Raw genomic sequence first — 17,066 nt, forward strand, 5'->3', positions numbered from 1 at the left:
CATGAAATCCACCTCCACCAGCCAAGACGGTACTCTGCTGGGCCTGCTCACCGTTGCCCTCTATGCAGTATTTACCCTGCTGCCCGGCAGCAGCACCATGATGGTGTCGTGGCCTTGGGTGTTTCTCTGGCAGGCAGCCTTGGCCTTACCCATTCTCTGGTTGCTCTGGCAGCTGTGGCACAAACCCCTGCGAGCCTTTCGCCTTGGCGGCGGCCTCGATTGGATTGTAGCCTTGGGAGTCATCGGCTTAATCGTGTCCACCCTAGGGGCCGAGTTTCCGCAGCAGGCCCGCTGGTATGGTTGGGCTGCCCTGGGCGGTGTCGCCGCTGTCTATGCCCTGCGGGGCTGGCTGACCACGCCACGGCGCTGCCTGCGACTACTACAAGGTCAGGGGGGGCTAGCCATTGCCTTCATCCTGGTCAGCCTGGGCCTGTGGTTGAGCCAGATCTACTGGCCAGAATTGGCTCGGCTGGAGACGCTGCAACAGTATGGCGTCGAGCAATCATTTAACTTCAATCTCACCAGTCTGCGCAACTGGCAGCCCATCGGCCATCAGAATTATGTGGCCGGGTATTTAGTGTTAATGCTGCCGCTGCTGGCGGGTCTGGCCTGGGTCGGTCGCGGCTGGCAGCGGTGGCTGTGGCTGGGGGGTGGGTTACTAGGGCTGGTGGATCTCTACACCACCAGTTCCCGTGGCGGTTGGCTGGCCTTGATTGCCACGGCGGTGGTGGCCCTAGCGGTGGCCCTGCTGCGCAGTCCTCTGCCGAAAAAGGTTGTGTTGCCCGCCGGGGCGGTGGGGGTGATCGCCCTGGTGGGGTTGGCCCTGGCCAACCCACGCATTCGCCAGCTGGTGCTGGCCTTGCTCTCGGGTCGCACCCAGAGCGGCGAGCTGGCCTATCGTTTCATTACCAATGCCGTGGGCTGGGCCATGGGCAAAGCTCATCCCTGGAGCGGCATCGGTCTGGGCGGCGTGCCGGTGGCCTATCAGGCCTATCGCCCCGCCTGGGCTGGCCGGGAGGCGGAGCTGCAGTTTCAACTCCACGGCACTCCGGCCCAGCTGTGGGCAGAACTGGGCATCTGGGGCATTCTGATTCCTCTGCTGCTAAGCGGTTGGGGGCTCTACTGCACTTGGCGTTGGCTGAGGCATCCATCTCCTAATCAGCTGCTAGCCCCCCTGGTATGGAGTCTGTTGGCGGGGCTGCTGGCCTGTGGCCTCATCAGCCTAACCGATTATCAACTGGATATTCTCTGTATCAGCGGTGGCCTGGCTCTCTATGGAGCCGTCCTGGCAACTACCTTTCATTCGCCAGGTTCGGCATCATCTCCCCCCCAGAGGATAACCCGTGGCCTAGTGGGCTTAGGCTTGGGGCTGACTGTCGCCATGGGGGTTTGGCTGGTTCCCATCCATCGCGCCTGGCAGCTTTCCAGTCAGGGCTTTGCGGCCATCCGCCAAGACGACCTACCTACCTTTGTCCAAACCCTGGAGCGTGCCCACCAGTTGGCCCCCTGGGAGCCCTACTATCCCTATCAACTGGGCTGGAAATTGGGGGATCTCAGCTATCAAGCACCGCCAGAGGTAGCCGAGCGCCTCAGGCGTGATGCCATCACCTGGTTTCAGCGGGGTCTAAAAGCCTCACCTTATCAAGAATTTGGCCACTCTAACCTGGGCTGGCTGCAGGTGCAAGTTGAGCCCAAGGCGGCGGTCCAATCCTTTACCCGCTCAGCCCAGTTGGTGCCTGCTAAGCAGGGAGTGTTTTTTGGGTTGGGCTTTAGCCTATTGCGGGCGGGTCAACCGGAGCAGGCCACGGAGGCGATGGTGCTAGAGTTGTTGCGCCATCCCCTGGGGCTGACCAGCCCCGTGTGGCAAACCGGGCAATTTAGCCCGCTCTATGCGCCAATGCTGGCTTCTCTGGAGGCCCGTTACAGCGAATTTTTAGAGCAATTGGCTCCTGGGAATGGTCTAACTCGTTACCTGCACCAGCTCCGGGGCAGTCTGCGCTGGTGGCAAGGGGATCTGGCTGGGGCTGAGGCCGATTGGACCATAGGAGGAACGGTCATCAGCCGAGCGGTGTTAGATCTGGCTCAGGGACAGCCTGTGGACGCTGCAGCGTTACCCGATAGCCCTGGCAAGTTTGCCATCTTGGCTTGGCAAACCCCTTCAGAGCGGCGGGCCTTGCTGGAGAAAGCCTGGGTGACTCAGCCAGAGGATCTACCTCAGCTGGAGGAAGGGCTGCCACCGCCAGAGATGATCGATCAGCTGGTGCAGTCGATGCGAGCAGCTGAGAGTTTTGATCAGTGGTTGCACATCGCCCCCACTTGGGAACCCCGCAGTAAGCGATTGGGGTTCGGTGTGCTCAGCCGCCATATCGATGGGCTGTTGCCTGCCGACTATTTACCCCGCATCGAGAATGTGGCCATGGTGAAGTTTTTTGAGGAGCTATTGCCGTCTCCTACTTATAGGCCGGAGTGGGATCGGGCTCTGCAACCGCAACGGCAAGGGTTGATTCAGTCGTTGGCGATGTGATCGCTCAATAACCTATCTTGACTTCGTGCAACTTCATTACAAAATACTTCGCCAGCAAGAGCAAAACTGCGCCCTCGGGAATGGCAGCGTCTCAACCCTGTGATCGAGCTGGGATTGGGATGGTCCTGACACGGCTACAGCCGTCCGATGCAGTTGTCATTAAGCTCCATAGACTTTTCTTTGGGACGCAGCCATTTTTTGCCGGTCCTTCTCTATAGTCAGACGGGACCCATTGATTTTTCTTTGGGACGCAATCATTTTTGCCGGTCCTTCTCTATAGTTAGGCGGGACTCTGTGACGTTTCCATGGGCCGCATCGATTTTTCGGTGGGCCGCCAGCGTTTCTATGGGGGGCAGAGCGACATTTGGAATGCAAAATGCAAAAGTTGCCCGGAATGACGGAAGTCTTTTTCGCGGTGAGTCTGCTACCAACAGGAACCTACTACTGTCATTCCCGCGGCGGCGGGAATCCAGAGCGTAAACCTTGGCTTCGACTCAGACAGAGCCCTCTGCCTGGATTCCGGGTCGCGCTACGCTTGCCTGGAATGACGGGACACCACCTTGTCTGGCTGAAGTTGAAACGTTGCCCGGAGTGTGGGTCGCGTCATAGGCATAGCATGACACTTTATTGAAGGGAAAATGATCCCCGCTCCGGGCTCTACTTTAAATTTTGAATTGCTCAGCTACAGTCTGCGAGTCTCGATGCGAGCCCAACCTCTAGGACCTGTATACTGTCGTAACAGCCCCCCCCGGAATTATAAAGTGCAGGGAGGTGACCTTTCGGTGATGAGGTGCTAAATGTTACATCATAGTAGTAGTACGTCTGTCCGCGCTCCAATCCCCTCTTCCTCCAACCGACTCGCCTTTCGAATTGTTCCAAAAGATTTCTCCGAATCTGCCAATCATCCGGGCACTTGCCGTCGAAAGTAGCACCACACTCGATGTAGATTTGCTGCTGCACGCTAAAGCCAAATCTCCCATGACTGTACTTCACCCAGAGCCGATCGATCGTCTTGAGGTCAGCACAGGGAAAGTTCAGAAGATCCTCGTCAGAAATAGCGTACCAACTCCTCTTACCCATGGCGTCCAGCATCCGGTCTATCGTTTCCTGGTCCGCTCCTTTCCAGTCACATGCTTTCAGCAGCCGACGTAACCTAACATAGTCAATACCTTGCTCCGAACTCAGGTCATCCTCACCCCACAACACCGATTTCTCGATCTGGTTGGCTGCCAAATCGCTGAGGCTGAACTTTCGCCGACTGCGTTGGAGGGTATGCTTAGCCGCTGAGGTTAGGGGATAGGATTGCTCCACCAGGCGCTCAACCATGTTCCGGTAGGAGGCATATGGCGACAGACAACGTTGCTGTATACGCTGAGCTTCTGCAGCAGGAATGGAAAGATGCTCCTGCAAGACATCTAAAAAAATGCGTTCTGTCTCCGTGATGGTGCCGTTTCCCTCCGAGACAATCCGAACAACTTCTTGCTGATATTGCTCTGCAGCAGCTTGGGGCTGCGGGCCAGGGGTCTGATATTGACTGGGGGAGAGCTGCTGACTGGCATCAATCTCGTTGAGCACTGCCTTGAGGGTATCTAGTCTGCAACCAATTGGACTCTCAACCCAGGTCAATAGTGCCTCAATACGAGTTGCAGGTGCTGCGGATGGCGGTGGGACATTACCCTCTGGAGGATTGAGGGCGAAGATCAAGCTGCCTAACTGAGGGGTTGGCAAGGCCGTCAGCCGATTAAACAGCTCCAGTCGGTTTTGGTAGTCAGAAGAATCCGGCACAAGCTGACACGGTCAGAATGTAGGCAACTTGCCTCTTACTATAGGCTTTCTGCATCTGAGCTGTCAGTACTGAGGGATGTGCCGAATCCTTTATGGCTCACACTCTACAAATCTAGATGCGAGAGAAGAAACTACTAAAATCCAGCCAAAACCAAACACCCCATAATTAACGTAGGAACTCTTCCGGGAATCCCCCGTGATTGAGTCTGCAGACATTACAGTGCTTTAGTGTTCGACAATGTCCGCCCTACATGCCTACTTCACACTCGCCCCAAGGTGATGACCCATGCGCATCTTTACTAAAGCGGCTCGACGACCCAGCGTCTCTCTGTTGAGAGGCACAGATCGAGCGCGGCTCAGCAACGGTTTGGATCAGAGGCGCTCTCTAGTTCACCTGCAGCGCTCGCCCTTTACAATCAGTTCCCCCAGAGATTCATACGAACAAGAAGCAGACCGCATTGCTGAACAAGGGATGCATATGCCTGAACCACAACTTCAGCAACGTTGTGCCTGTGGTGGAGGGTGTCCCCGATGTGAACAGGCGCAAGGCGGCGACAAATCATTGCTAACGAAGCGTGTTTACCCCCCTAGCCTTGGCGGAGCCAGCGCTCCACCGAGTGTTCAGACGGTGATTGCTTCGTCCGGGCAGCCCCTAGATACACGCATCCGCCGGTCGATGGAGTTACGCCTCGATCACGACTTTAGCCAGATTCGCATCCATACGGATGGAAGGGCGGCTCAATCTGCTGAAGAAATAGGTGCGATCGCATATACGAGTGGAACCAACATTGCGTTTGCCAGGGGAAAGTATCAGCCTGGTACGGTCAGTGGCCAGCGGCTGATTGCCCACGAGCTTGTACATGTCGTTCAACAATCTGGGCCTGACAACCTGTCTAGAAAAGCTTTTATTCAACGAGCCTGCCTACCAGATCCAGAGTGTGAGCCCCCTGACACGGGAGAAGCAAGAGTCGGTTCTGCTAAGCGGTTTGGCGAAGAAGTGACTGAGAAGGCGGCTCCCAAACGGGCCGAACGGAAGAAGCTGCCGCCTGAGACAGCACGCTCGGGTCTACACGGTCGGCCCGCTGAGGCAGTTGAGCATCTATTTCAGGAACACATTTCCGATCTGCGGCCAGTAATCCACGGTGTCTTCGTAGACGAGGACTTGCCAGACGATGTCGGTGCTTCCCGTGCTGATTGTCTCCAATGGGCGCAAGTGTCATTGCCACCGGGCACCAAAGTACCCGAATTCGAGGGGGCGGTTCATAGTTGCATTTTCGTACCCGCCGCCCTTGAGAGACAGGCAGCAATCTACAACTCAGGGGGGGTACCTGATCCTCGGTTCACGCGACAAGAGTGGTTACGTTGGGCAGTCCTGCGAGTGCTGACTCATGAAACGACCCATGCACGCTTTCTTGGCGCCAACATTCGTTATCCATCTTCTGATGAAAACTGTACAGAAGAGCGACTGGCTAAGGAAATCAGTGAGCTAGCCGCCGTCATCAGCGAATTTCCCTTTGTGAATCGGCTGAAGCAGGATCTTCAAGATGCCTGGTTCAATCACCACCTCAAAGATCCAACCGAGGTTACGGGTGAGAGCATTTCCGGAGCAATCCGAGATATTCGCTGCAGTTGCGAATGTCCTGACGCTGATGCCATGATTCGAGCCGCATTTGAATTTGCCTCCTCATCCTGGACAGAGCGCCAGAAGCAGACTTTCCACGCACATATGAAGCGAGGCAAAGGGAAAGAATTCGACATCTATTGGCCGTATGATGCGTCACGTACTGGGCGTGTTGGGCGTCATGAGCTATCGCTAGCAGCAGGCGTTGGCTTCAGTGGCTCCGACAAGCTGAAAGTAGCGATGTTGACTTATCGCTACGTTATGTGGAATTGGGTGGAGGGCCGCCTGAGGGTAACAGGCGGGGTGCAACTAAACCTGGCGTCACTCTTTGAGTCTGATCCACACGGCGAGTTTGGCGCAGCCATAGGAGGCTTGCAATTTGTCTCGACGCCTGTGTCTCGTGACAAGAGGTTCGGCGGGTTCACAGGACGCTTAGAAACCGGCTTTGGCCTCGGCGAGTTTACCTTAGAGCCAGTCGCACCTCAGAGCCGTGAGACAACGGTGAGCAGCAGAGACTGGGTGCTTCAGGTGAGCGGAGGCGTCCAGTTCTTCATCCCCAGATTCACTCATTTAAGACCCGTATCGATCGAAGCCGCCTACCGTTTAGCGCAGCCCCTGGATTCCGATGCCAGGCAAATTAACACATTCAGCATATCGGCCATTTTACCGTTGTAAGGGCAGCACCTAGCTCAAATGTAGGGTGAGCATTGTGATTCAATGATGGGTATCACGACCAACCTGCTGGAGCCATGGCATGATGACCCAACCTCTACCCTCAACATTCCTGACCATGGCTCTGGGGATGGGGCTGATGATAGTTTCCCTTGGGTGCCCTGGGGCTGAGGCTAGGAGTCTTGATCTGAGTCGTCCAGAAGACACGCTGCAGGCGTTCCGGAAGTTGCTCTGTTCTGTGGAAGATGGCCGCACCGTCTACTACGGCTGGGTGGGTCAGGTCTACAGTCGGGTGCCGGGGGAGCGGGATCGGCATCTGTTTAATGTGCAGGGAGTCAGCACTCGGGCCTGTGTCTCCCTGACCTCAGAGACAGGCTCGCCCGGGTTCCGTCAGGTGTCGCGAGAGGTGATGCTCTACCTCGACCCAGAGACCGATGCTGTCCTAGAACACTGGGACAACCCCTGGACCGGGGAGCGCAACCGGGTGATGGCGGTGGCCAATGATCCGGTGAATTCGTCGCCGTTTTGGGCCGAGACCACGGGGCAGCGCCTGCAGTTTCAATGGTTAGGGGAAACAGATACTCTATTCTTATCAGTAGTGATTCCGCTGTTTTATCCCAATCCCCTGGGGAGTGATTATCAGGACTATGTGGGCGGCTACTACCACGCCATGGAGCTGTTCAATTTTGCCGTCGATCGCTCCGATCTGTTGGGCTCTGACCGGGAAGAGGTGAGTCAGGTGGCCCTTTCCTGGAGTCGAATTTCGCCCTGGTTGCCCTGGATGGAGATGGGCGGTCGCCCTGGAGAAATGGTGTTTCAGGCGGCCAGTACCCGACTAGAGGATTGGCGGCAACTGCCGCAACCGCTGCGGACCCAGATGGAGACGGAGTTTGCACTTTACCAAGAGCCACCGCCCCTGGATGATGATCGCCCCAACGAGACTACCTGGACGAATTTTCGGCATTATCTGGAGGCTCTCCCGACCATGGAGTGAACAGGGGAAAGCGGCTCCAGTGCTGTTGTGGCTTAGCCGGTGCTGGCTTCTAGCCAGTCGAAGATTTGTTCTAGTTGATAGGTGGTGACGATGCCATACTGCCAAAGCACCATCGGCAGCAAATTTGGCATCGATGCCGACTGGCGCACTCCCAATGCGATCGCATCGGTAGGAACCGCAAGTTCTTGGTTTAGAAATTCAACGAGTCGGGCCTGCTTGCTCATGGTGTTACGTCTACTCCATTGGGGTAGTGTAGCGATGAAATCTGAAAATTACCTGTATTTTTAGTGAGATTCAATAGAGTCTTAATCTTTTCCGGATCATAGTGATACAAAAGCTTACGCGCCGCTGGGATTGCGGGGTAGACACGCGCTGTAAGGGCCACTGGGTAAGGGGTTGCGGGCTGCTCGCATCGGCAGGGGCAACCGACAGCGAGCAGCCACTAGGCCACCTGACTATCGCTCTACCTGAGGAGTCACTCCTGTCTGCTTCAAGCAGTTTAGGTACTCCACCTCGGTGCTATCTAGCTCGTAGTCACCGTAGTCATCTTTGACATCGAAGACTTTCTCGAGAAAGTCATTGCCGGATTCGCTCAACGCTCGAGCCAAACTGGGCTGACTCAGTTCCTGGGGCAGACATTGGGCCACAGCGGTAAGGTCGCTGCCGTCGGCGGCGATGTACTCTACTGACTCCTCGGCGGTGTCGGCATAGGCCGGATTGTTGACACCGATCATAAGACCAACCATGCTGGCCAGTAATGCGATCGCAACGGTCCGCAGCCAAGTGCGGCTGCGCTGGATGAGTGTTGACAGAGTCATAAGTCTTGTGGGCGGACGCTACGGTTTTATTGTAAGCGAATAAATTTACAAACTGTAACGACGAATTGACTTTGCCGAGACTTTTATATCTAAAGGCATAGGACAACTCCCTGCCGTAGCCCGATCAGCATCGAGGTGCTAGTTTTTTGCGTCTCGTCTTGAGACTTGAACTGCTCTTTTTGAGTCCCATAATAAGATTAATTGGACTGCTCATGAGGCTATCTTGTGGCAGCCAACCAGGGCCGAGTACACCAAGACAAGAGTCCTATTGCGTTTGTCAGGTAGCTTGGGACATTGAGAATCACTCCCATGCCTAGCCGCCTAGCAATCACGGTAGCAAGTTCCTGCCTCCTGAAGGCTAATCACAGCAGGCCCGTTGATCTTGGCTGGTGGTTAGATTCATGTCCGGCGTGGTGTCTGCAATGGTGACGACGAAAATTTCCCAACGGTTGCCATCGGGGTCGGTGACCCAGACTTTGTCTTGCAGGGCATAGCAGCAGTCGGTGTCGGGCTCTGCGAAGGTGATGAGTCCGGCGGTTTGGAAGCGGGAGATGGCCTCTCTTACGGCCTCGCGACTATCGACCTGAATCCCTAGATGGGACAGGGTCCCTGGCGTTTCGATGGCCCTGAAGGGCCGGTCTCTGACCATCGCATCGCTGGCATTCAGGGCCAGGTTCAAGCCGGGATTGTCCAGGTCAAACTTGGCGTAATCAGCCTTATACTTCACGGGCTCCGTCCCCAACATGGCCCGGTAGAAGCTGACAGAGCGGTGCAGATCGGCCACATGCAGGGCCACATGGGTCTTGAGATTAGCCATGGGAGACTCCTTTGGTATTTTCCTAAACATCGAAATAAACCACGTCAACATCGGTAATCGTAGTCTCGATGAGACGTCAGTTGATTAGCTCAACTCCCTGTGTAGTCAAGGCTGTAGATTCAGCTATAGCTGTGCCAAAAACTCCAGGTTTCTAGATGGACGTGGTTTAAAGAGCAAAAAAATCATCGCGTCAGTCGCAGCAGCCAGAACTGCCCTCGGCCTCGCCCCAGTCTGATGGCCAGGCTGATGGGTCGAAGGCAACCACCTGGTTGCGGGTGCAGCATTCTGCGAACAAGAAGTCGATCAGGGACTTTAACACCTGCGATCGCACCGCGTACCAAATCCACTGCCGATCTTTCTTCGCCGTGACAATCCCCACCTGCCGCAGCTTATCTAGGTGGTGAGACAGGGTTGGGGCAGAAATCCCCAGCTCCTTTTGGATCTCGCCAGCCGGCAGTCCCTGGGGATAGGCCGAGAGTAATAACCGCACAATCCGTAGGCGCGAAGGTTGCCCCAAGGCGGCAAAGGTGGCGGCGATGCCGTCGATGGAGGATGGAGATGAATGACTTGCTTCCATATTTATATAATCATCAAAATACACGCAACCGTCAAGCCGCCGACGCCCAAATTTGATTCCGCATGGCCTCAGCTACCTGATGGAGACAATAGCGGCATAGCGCAGGAAACCCAGCCACAAGGCCTCCTTAAAAGCCGCCTTGCTTAGTGGGGGGTGAGTTGTCAAGATCTATGCCAGCTCCCAATTGATGCAGGGCCGCCAAGATCTCATCCAGTAGTTCCTCTGACCCTTCGCCCATATTTTCCTCGGCTGCTACCTGTAGCTCCCGGGCATCGTATTCCCAACGGCGTAGAATCTCAACCTTCTGGGCATGGCTCAGATCTTGGGCATCGCATACGGCCCCTGGCGAGGCGAATACGCTGGCCGGATTAAACATAGCTCGGTCTAAATCCATGGGGGATTGGTGTCTTAAATATCAATCTAGCCATCATATTCCTGAATCTTGTCTCCTATCCACCAAACGGCCCATGAGCCGTTTATAACTTTCGTGAGGTGACAAAGGCACCATAATCTCTAACGTCCCTTGGTCATAGGTCAATCGGCGACGTCATCATGGGCGCGGGTGGCCATTCGTTGAACTCGCTCACCGTTAACTAACTCGTAGCGGTTGCCATCGTCTGGCAGGGTCTCCAGAAATTCCAGAAAGTTGAGCGGTGGCGCAATCGCTTGAGTCATGGGACTGGTGGCAGCAGATTGAAGTATCTCTAGATCTATCAATCGAGACATGATTAGTTGCGGGAGCCGCAGCAATTCAGCCCCACGAAAACCTTTAATCACAGGAGTTTTGCAGCTTGACTTGAATTGGTGGACTAGATTTGGACTATTTTTGCCGCCATTTTTGGCAGCCATTCGCCCCCTGACTGAAGGGAGGCAGGTCGCCACAGGGAGACACCATTAGCAGTATAGAGTCGCAGCCCGTTCATGGCGAGACTCAGTCGTACTTAAGTGAGACTCATAATTTTACACGTAAGTCTAGCAATAAGACGTTGGTTAAGACGTTGGTGGTAGAGTTTTTCTGGCTATTCCAGCTCAAAAGATGCCCCGCATCTAAGGAGAATTCTGGGAAAGAAAATCCCTTGAGGAGGGGCGTAGGGCCTGCGCCCTTGGGTAACAGCCCATAAAATGGGTAATTTTGTTTCAAGAGATCTCCTAAGTATTGACCTCAGACGATCTAGACTGCTACAGCCAGCCTTGAGAAGACCTTTGGCAATACCGTTAGAGGACATTTGAAAACTCGGCTGAAAGCATTGCAAGGCAATCGTTTTAAAGTTTATAGCTCTGTCAGCCGAAATCTAGTTTGGGGCAAGGTCGCAATATCCGCTTAACAAGATTGTTATCCCCCTGTTACGTTACTGACACAATTCTCTGGCACAGTAGCAACCGTGTGTGGCACAGCTAATGCACACACCAGGGTGCCAATGAATAACCATTGAGGCGTCCTGATAGTGTGAATGGTCAACCATCACAGCGATGACCCTAGCAATAGGAAGCTTTATATGTTACTGAGATCACTATTACTGACCGGTTCTCTACTGGCGTCTCTCGGGGCTGGAGCCTTACCTGTAGCCGCTCAAGCTCCGCCGCAACAGACGCCGCCGCAACAGGCACCGACACCCAGCCAGGCCGAGGTGTCTGCGGAGACCATTGATCAGTTTGTCGCGGCCTTTAAGCAGGTCCAGGCCATCCGAGAGTCTGCCCAAGCCGAGATGGCTGCTGCCGTGGAAGCAGAAGGACTCACCATTGAGGAATTCAATGCCATGGTTGAGGCCCAACAAGACCCGGATAGCCAGGCCTCAATGGATTTGAGTCAGCAAGACATTGAGCGCTTTATGGCAGCTGCCGATCAAGTCTCAACCATTCAACAGGAAGCCCAAGGCGAAATTGAGGCAGCTATCCAGGAGGAAGGGCTCGCCGTCGAAGAATTCAGTCAAATCATGGCCTTGGCTCAACAGGATCCGGAACTGCGTGAGGCAATTAATCAGCGCCTGAATGAATAGGGCTATATATCTAAGGGGCCTGCAATCGCTTTAAGACCAGAGTTGATCACAGCAAGACTCATTATGCTACACTTGAGTCTTGCTGTGATACGAGCAAGACTTGATTGAAATGGTTAGCATGGCTTCGCCTCTGCCTGATGATGCCCCTTTGTTGTCTGTAGAAGAAGTACAGCGTCATCTTAAGCGCTCCCGCGCGTCCATTTACCGCTATGCCAACACTGATCCTAAGGTCTTAAACCCGCCTTACGACGCCAATCGACTCAACCCAGAGGTGCGCACTGATCGGGACCAGCCCCTGCTCTTTCATCCCAAAGAAGTCCGTCGCTTTGCTCGAGACGTGTTGGGGCTGGCACCGGTGATTCAGGTGCAGCCAGGGGAAGAAACCATCACCCAAGAGCTGTTGCGGGCTATCCTGGCGGAATTACAGGCCATCCGCGAGCATTTGCAATCCCAGGTCTAACCACACTGGATGGTTCGGTAATTCACTATGCCCGTGTCTACAGTAGATGCTATCGTTGGGGAAAACTGGCTTTGATTACGACTCGAGTAAACTTATGTGCCCTTGTGGTTTAGGAAACAGTTCCTGTGGATATAGGGTCTACAATGACCTGCATAGGTTAGATGATTGAGCGCTGCAAAGACTCCTGTTCCCTAAGTCTTCTCAATCATCTGGTTTGCCATTCTGACTTTTTGATCCCTCTGTATGCATTCCGCAAGTCAATCCGATATTCCTCCTGAGGAACCTCCGAGTCGGTTAGGTCATCTTGTTGGTGTCGTTGTTGCTCTCGTGACATTGGTTCTTCCTGTGGTTGCGATCGCATATTTTTCGTCTACTCCCATAGCGCCAACGTCTTATCCACCCCTATCTCGCTCTCCAGATTAATAAGATTATCTGAAGCCTGGAAACTACCTGGGGGCGGAGGGACGTCTTCTTCTAAAATGCCTAAGGGCACCTTGGGCCTTGGGCAGACGGACTCTGCCCAAGGTGTCTGGAAGTGTTGGTTCAGTTGGAGAAGCGCTGTGGACTTATCTCGTATTCCGGCTCAGCCAGAGTCTGGGCTTGTCAATGTACTGATTGAGATTCCGGCGAAGAGCAAGAACAAATACGAATTTGACAAGGATCTCAATGCGTTTATCTTGGACAGAGTTCTCTTCTCGTCCGTGCAGTATCCCTACGACTACGGCTTTATTCCCAACACCTTAGCCGATGATGGCGATCCCCTAGATGGCATGGTGCTTATGGATCAGCCGACCTTCCCTGGGTGTGTGATCGCGGCTCGGCCCATCGGCATGTTAGAGATGATCGACGATGGCGACCGGGATGAAAAACTCCTCTGCGTTCCGGCAGAGGATCCCCGCTACAGCCATGTCAAATCTCTCCAGGATGTGGCTCCTCACCGCCTCGACGAGATTGCCGAATTTTTCCGCACATACAAGAACCTCGAGAAGAAAGTAACCGAAATTCTCGGCTGGAAAGATGTCGATAGCGTGACGGCTCTCGTCAATCAGTGCATTGCGGCTAGTAAATAGTACACATTTACAGCTAGAATAGTCGGCTTAGGAACGGGAGCTGTCCTTTACCGGGTGTCAATTTACCATGTCAGGTACTCTCAAGGTATGAGGTGCATCGCCTGCGATGGCTTGGCTTAATCTGGGAGTACCTCTTATTCTTTTGTGGGTTAAGGGTATAAACTGTCCCGACCAACCAGAGCGTGCTTGAATATACAGGGTATAGGGTCTGTTAACTATGGTAGTGCCTCTGGAGTAACCACAACTCCACCAGGTTGAGACTGACATGCCAGAGACCGATTCGTCGTCATCCGACGTCATTTTTCAACTCAATTCCTCAGATCACATTTCCCACGAAACCTTTACGGTACAGTTCTGGGGAGTGCGGGGCAGTGTTCCGGCGCCAGGGGCAGAAACCATCCGCTATGGGGGAAACACGGCCTGTGTTGAAGTCCTTGTAGGTGGCCAACGACTCATTTTGGATGGCGGCACCGGTCTGCGTACTCTGGGAAAGCATCTGCTGCGTCACCAAGACAGTATTAAAGCCCACTTATTCTTTACCCATACCCATTGGGATCGGATTCAGGGATTTCCATTCTTCTTCCCAGCCTTTGCTGAAGAGAATTGCTTCCATATTTATGGGGCCCCAGCCCCAAACGGGGCCTCTATCAAGCAATGCCTGACCGATCAAATGTTACGTCCCAATTTCACGATTCCCCTACAAAAGATGCGATCGCATCTACACTTTCATAACATTTCAGCCGGCAATGTCATTCCCCTCGGCGACGTATTAGTAGAGACCATTGCCCTCAACCACCAAACCAGTTCCCTGGGGTTTCGTATTAGTTGGCAGGGATACACTTTGGTCTACGCCACCGACACTGACCATTCCCACGACAGCGTCGATCCCAACCTGCTCTATCTCGCCAATGAAGCCGATGTTCTGATTTACGACGGCACCTATGCCGATACCTACTACCACGATTTAAATTGTAGTGGCGCTGTTCCCTGGCAACTGGGAGTCGATGCCGCCAGAGCAGCTAATGTAGGCAAGTTGATTATGTTTCACCACAATCCCTGCCACGACGACAATCAGCTGGATCAGCTAGAAGCCGAAATTCGTTCCCAGTTCCAGGCAACCTACCTAGCTCGCGAGGGCATGGTTGTCAAAATTGCCTGAGCCACTACTCTATGGGCCGCCAACGCACTGCAATTCCTGACGCGGCCAATCTCCATTAAAACCTACGCCAGCACTGCGATAGAATATTTAGTCACAAAGTACACCCTTTGGCAAAACAGGCACATCGAAAATTCGCGATATACCATTAATATATGGACACCAAAGATATTTTCAAGGTGCTAGCCAATGACACTCGCCTGCGAATTTTGCAATGGCTCAAGGATCCCAAGGCCCATTTTCCCAATGCCGAGAACGGCGTCAATGAAACTGAGGGAGTCTGTGTAGGTTTGATTCAGAAGAAATCGGGCTTGGCCCAGTCCACGATTTCCCACTATCTCGTTATGCTAGAAGAGGCTGGACTAGTTAAATCTACCCGCCAAGGCCAGCATACCTACTATCGTCGCAATAACACCGCCCTAGCAGACTTGGCCCATCTGGTAGCTGACGAACTTTAGTTAAGCCACCATAGAAGCCTAGATATATAAGACTGTGCCTTTTTATATCGATTCTCCTCGATATCTCTAACAAATCGAGGTTGGCGGCTTTTTGCTCTCCCTATCTGCCATCTCCACCCACGGAGGAGTGCTATGGTCATTGCTCACTTAATCCTGATTGCCCTGGGGCTTGCCGTCATCTGGTTGGGCGTCAAAATTGCCGAAGAGGTCTATCAGATTGCCTTGATTTCTACGGGGGCTATTGCCTTTGCCTGGGGCTTTGCCATCGCTCCAGAAGAATTGCAAATGACCGTTGAAGCCCTTTCCGTCGGAGGCATCATGGGCTGGCGTTGGCGGAATCGGCGCTAGGGGGCTAATTGACAGGGCAATGGCATCAGGTGATACAAATAGGCAGATTATTGATCCCGCACCATAGGCGAGATCGACTTACCTGCCGCTAGACACCTGCCATGTTCCCATCGGTTTCTCGTTTGTGTCGTGCCTGCTCCCGTCGCCAGTGGCGTCTGATTGCCCAGGGCATTGGGCTGTTCAGTCTGTGTATGGCTCTGATCGTAGCCTGTGGTGGACCGACTCCCGAGTCCAGTTCACCAGGGGAATCAGGGGCTTCTGACGGTCGCATTTCCATGGGCACTACCCTGCAGGCTCGCACCTTAGACCCAGCCGATGCCTATGAGATTTTTCCGGGAATTTTGCTCTACAACTTAGGCGATCGCCTCTATACCTATGCTCCCGGCACCACAGACCTGGTGCCCCAATTGGCGACGGCCATGCCCACCATCAGTGAGGATGGTCTCACCTACACGATTCCCCTGCGAGAGGATGTGGTGCTCCACGACGGCACCCTGTTCACCGCCGAGGTCATGGCCTTCTCGATTCAACGCTTCATGGAAAATGGTGGCCGTCCCGCCTTTCTGTTGGCGGAAAAAATTGAGTCAGTGGAAGCCAGCGATGACTATGAACTGACCATTACCCTACAGGCCCCCTTTGCGGCCTTTCCGGCCCTATTGACCTTTTGGGGCGTTACGCCAGTGCCCCCCGATAGCTACGCCATCGAGCCTGGCAGCTTCCAGCCCGATAGCTTCATTGGCTCCGGACCTTACAAACTGGCGGCATTCTCTAGCGATGTGATTCAACTGGATGTCAATCCGGATTACTGGGGGGAGCCGCCGGCCAACCCAGGCGTCGATATTCAAATTTTCAGCAGTCCCGCCAATCTCTACAACACCTTCCGGACCGGGGGAGTGGATGTGGCCTATCAAACGCTGGATCCAGAGCAGATTGCCAGTCTGGAGCAAGAGGCTGCCTCAGGAGGGTGGCAGGTGATCGAGGCGGGGACCACGGTGATCAACTACATGAGTGTGAACCAAAAGATCGAGCCTTTCGATGATGGGCGGGTACGCCAAGCCATGGCAGCCATGATCGATCGGCCCTTGATCAATCAGCGGGTGTTTCAAGGCCAGGCGGAGCCTCTCTACAGCCTGATTCCCACCAGCTTTGAGGTCTATGAGCCGGTCTTTGAGGATGCCTATGGTGATGGGAACTTTGACTTGGCGGAAGAGTTGCTGCGGGACGCGGGTTTTTCTGAGGCGGCCCCCTTTACCTTTGAGATCTGGTATCCCTCGGCCTCTACCCCCCGCAGCATCGTCGCCAATACTCTAAAAGAGTCCATTGAGCAGGCCCTGCCGGGGTTGGTGACAGTCAATGTGCAGACGGCAGAGAGTGCTACCCTCTGGGAGAACGTAGACAAAGGAGTCTATCCCACGGTGTTGGCCAACTGGTACCCCGATTATTACGATGCCGATACCTTCATTCAGCCCTTCATGAGTTGTGATCAGGGCTCGCCAGAGACCCTATGTGAGCAGGGGGCCAGCCAAGGGACCGGATCCTTCTATTACAGTGAGCCGGCCAATGAGTTAATCGCGCAGCAGCGGGCCGAGTCTGACCCAGAGGCGCGGCAGGCCATCTTCCGAGAGCTGCAGCAATTGCTGGCAGAGGATGTGCCCTATATTCCCCTGTGGCAAAACAAGGACTATGTCTTTGCCCAAGCCGGGGTGGACGGCGTTGCGATTCAGCCGACGCAGCAGTTTTTGCTGGGGCTGATCTCTAAGGAGTAGCGA

At 54.2% G+C, this 17,066-nt stretch carries 17 protein-coding genes; 10 read left to right on the plus strand and 7 right to left on the minus strand.

What is annotated here, in order from left to right:
• Position 1 precedes the first annotated feature (1 nt).
• A complete protein-coding gene (locus tag XM38_RS11520; RefSeq protein ID WP_088429887.1) occupies positions 2 to 2,524 on the plus strand; it encodes an O-antigen ligase family protein in 2,523 nt (840 codons plus the stop codon).
• 678 nt (positions 2,525 to 3,202) lie between these two features.
• On the opposite strand, the gene XM38_RS26985 is transcribed toward XM38_RS11520, so the two are convergent.
• Positions 3,203 to 4,309 carry a GUN4 domain-containing protein gene (locus tag XM38_RS26985; protein ID WP_088429889.1) on the minus strand — a complete coding sequence of 369 codons (1,107 nt, stop codon included), beginning with the start codon at positions 4,307 to 4,309 and terminating at the stop codon, positions 3,203 to 3,205.
• A gap of 628 nt (positions 4,310 to 4,937) precedes the next feature.
• Between XM38_RS26985 and XM38_RS11530 the strand changes: the two genes are divergently transcribed.
• Together XM38_RS11530 and XM38_RS11535 are read left to right on the plus strand one after the other, a co-directional pair.
• Positions 4,938 to 6,605, plus strand: coding sequence for an eCIS core domain-containing protein (locus tag XM38_RS11530; protein WP_187329378.1), 1,668 nt, complete (start codon positions 4,938 to 4,940; stop codon positions 6,603 to 6,605).
• A 79-nt stretch (positions 6,606 to 6,684) separates the two neighbouring features.
• Complete coding sequence (locus tag XM38_RS11535; RefSeq protein WP_088429893.1) at positions 6,685 to 7,596, plus strand: DUF1838 family protein; 912 nt, start codon at positions 6,685 to 6,687, stop codon at positions 7,594 to 7,596.
• Between the two features lie 32 nt (positions 7,597 to 7,628).
• Here XM38_RS11535 and XM38_RS11540 read toward each other — a convergent pair whose 3' ends face one another.
• The 6 genes from XM38_RS11540 to XM38_RS25955 all read right to left on the minus strand — a co-directional run bounded on the left by XM38_RS11540 (position 7,629) and on the right by XM38_RS25955 (position 10,483).
• The gene (locus XM38_RS11540) at positions 7,629 to 7,820 is read right to left on the minus strand and encodes a DUF2949 domain-containing protein (protein WP_080813064.1); all 192 of its coding nucleotides are present in this window, start codon (positions 7,818 to 7,820) and stop codon (positions 7,629 to 7,631) included.
• 231 nt (positions 7,821 to 8,051) lie between these two features.
• Complete coding sequence (locus XM38_RS11545; protein ID WP_088429895.1) at positions 8,052 to 8,414, minus strand: hypothetical protein; 363 nt, start codon at positions 8,412 to 8,414, stop codon at positions 8,052 to 8,054.
• A 358-nt stretch (positions 8,415 to 8,772) separates the two neighbouring features.
• A complete protein-coding gene (locus tag XM38_RS11550) occupies positions 8,773 to 9,231 on the minus strand; it encodes an ArsI/CadI family heavy metal resistance metalloenzyme (protein ID WP_088429897.1) in 459 nt (152 codons plus the stop codon).
• A gap of 190 nt (positions 9,232 to 9,421) precedes the next feature.
• Positions 9,422 to 9,808: an ArsR/SmtB family transcription factor gene (locus XM38_RS11555; protein ID WP_088429899.1), complete on the minus strand. Its 387-nt coding sequence runs from the start codon at positions 9,806 to 9,808 to the stop codon at positions 9,422 to 9,424.
• A 127-nt stretch (positions 9,809 to 9,935) separates the two neighbouring features.
• Positions 9,936 to 10,202 (minus strand): hypothetical protein, encoded by a 267-nt coding sequence (locus XM38_RS11560; protein ID WP_088429901.1) that lies wholly within the window; start codon positions 10,200 to 10,202, stop codon positions 9,936 to 9,938.
• A 140-nt stretch (positions 10,203 to 10,342) separates the two neighbouring features.
• Positions 10,343 to 10,483 carry a hypothetical protein gene (locus XM38_RS25955; protein WP_187329379.1) on the minus strand — a complete coding sequence of 47 codons (141 nt, stop codon included), beginning with the start codon at positions 10,481 to 10,483 and terminating at the stop codon, positions 10,343 to 10,345.
• 821 nt (positions 10,484 to 11,304) lie between these two features.
• On the opposite strand from XM38_RS25955, the gene XM38_RS11570 reads away from it, so the two are divergent.
• The 7 genes from XM38_RS11570 to XM38_RS11605 all read left to right on the plus strand — a co-directional run bounded on the left by XM38_RS11570 (position 11,305) and on the right by XM38_RS11605 (position 17,063).
• Positions 11,305 to 11,805, plus strand: a complete 501-nt coding sequence (locus XM38_RS11570) for a DUF4168 domain-containing protein (RefSeq protein WP_187329380.1) — start codon at positions 11,305 to 11,307, stop codon at positions 11,803 to 11,805.
• A gap of 118 nt (positions 11,806 to 11,923) precedes the next feature.
• Positions 11,924 to 12,265: a resolvase gene (locus XM38_RS11575; protein WP_088429907.1), complete on the plus strand. Its 342-nt coding sequence runs from the start codon at positions 11,924 to 11,926 to the stop codon at positions 12,263 to 12,265.
• A gap of 560 nt (positions 12,266 to 12,825) precedes the next feature.
• The gene (locus tag XM38_RS11585; RefSeq protein WP_080813100.1) at positions 12,826 to 13,335 is read left to right on the plus strand and encodes an inorganic diphosphatase; all 510 of its coding nucleotides are present in this window, start codon (positions 12,826 to 12,828) and stop codon (positions 13,333 to 13,335) included.
• 265 nt (positions 13,336 to 13,600) lie between these two features.
• Complete coding sequence (locus XM38_RS11590) at positions 13,601 to 14,494, plus strand: MBL fold metallo-hydrolase (protein ID WP_080813078.1); 894 nt, start codon at positions 13,601 to 13,603, stop codon at positions 14,492 to 14,494.
• A 152-nt stretch (positions 14,495 to 14,646) separates the two neighbouring features.
• Positions 14,647 to 14,949, plus strand: a complete 303-nt coding sequence (locus XM38_RS11595) for an ArsR/SmtB family transcription factor (RefSeq protein ID WP_080813080.1) — start codon at positions 14,647 to 14,649, stop codon at positions 14,947 to 14,949.
• Positions 14,950 to 15,081: 132 nt separating this feature from the next.
• The gene (locus XM38_RS11600; RefSeq protein WP_080813082.1) at positions 15,082 to 15,297 is read left to right on the plus strand and encodes a hypothetical protein; all 216 of its coding nucleotides are present in this window, start codon (positions 15,082 to 15,084) and stop codon (positions 15,295 to 15,297) included.
• A 101-nt stretch (positions 15,298 to 15,398) separates the two neighbouring features.
• Positions 15,399 to 17,063 (plus strand): ABC transporter substrate-binding protein, encoded by a 1,665-nt coding sequence (locus XM38_RS11605; RefSeq protein ID WP_080813084.1) that lies wholly within the window; start codon positions 15,399 to 15,401, stop codon positions 17,061 to 17,063.
• Positions 17,064 to 17,066 lie beyond the last annotated feature (3 nt).

Origin of the sequence: Halomicronema hongdechloris C2206, assembly GCF_002075285.3 — a bacterium.
Lineage (GTDB): Bacteria > Cyanobacteriota > Cyanobacteriia > Phormidesmidales > Phormidesmidaceae > Halomicronema_B > Halomicronema_B hongdechloris.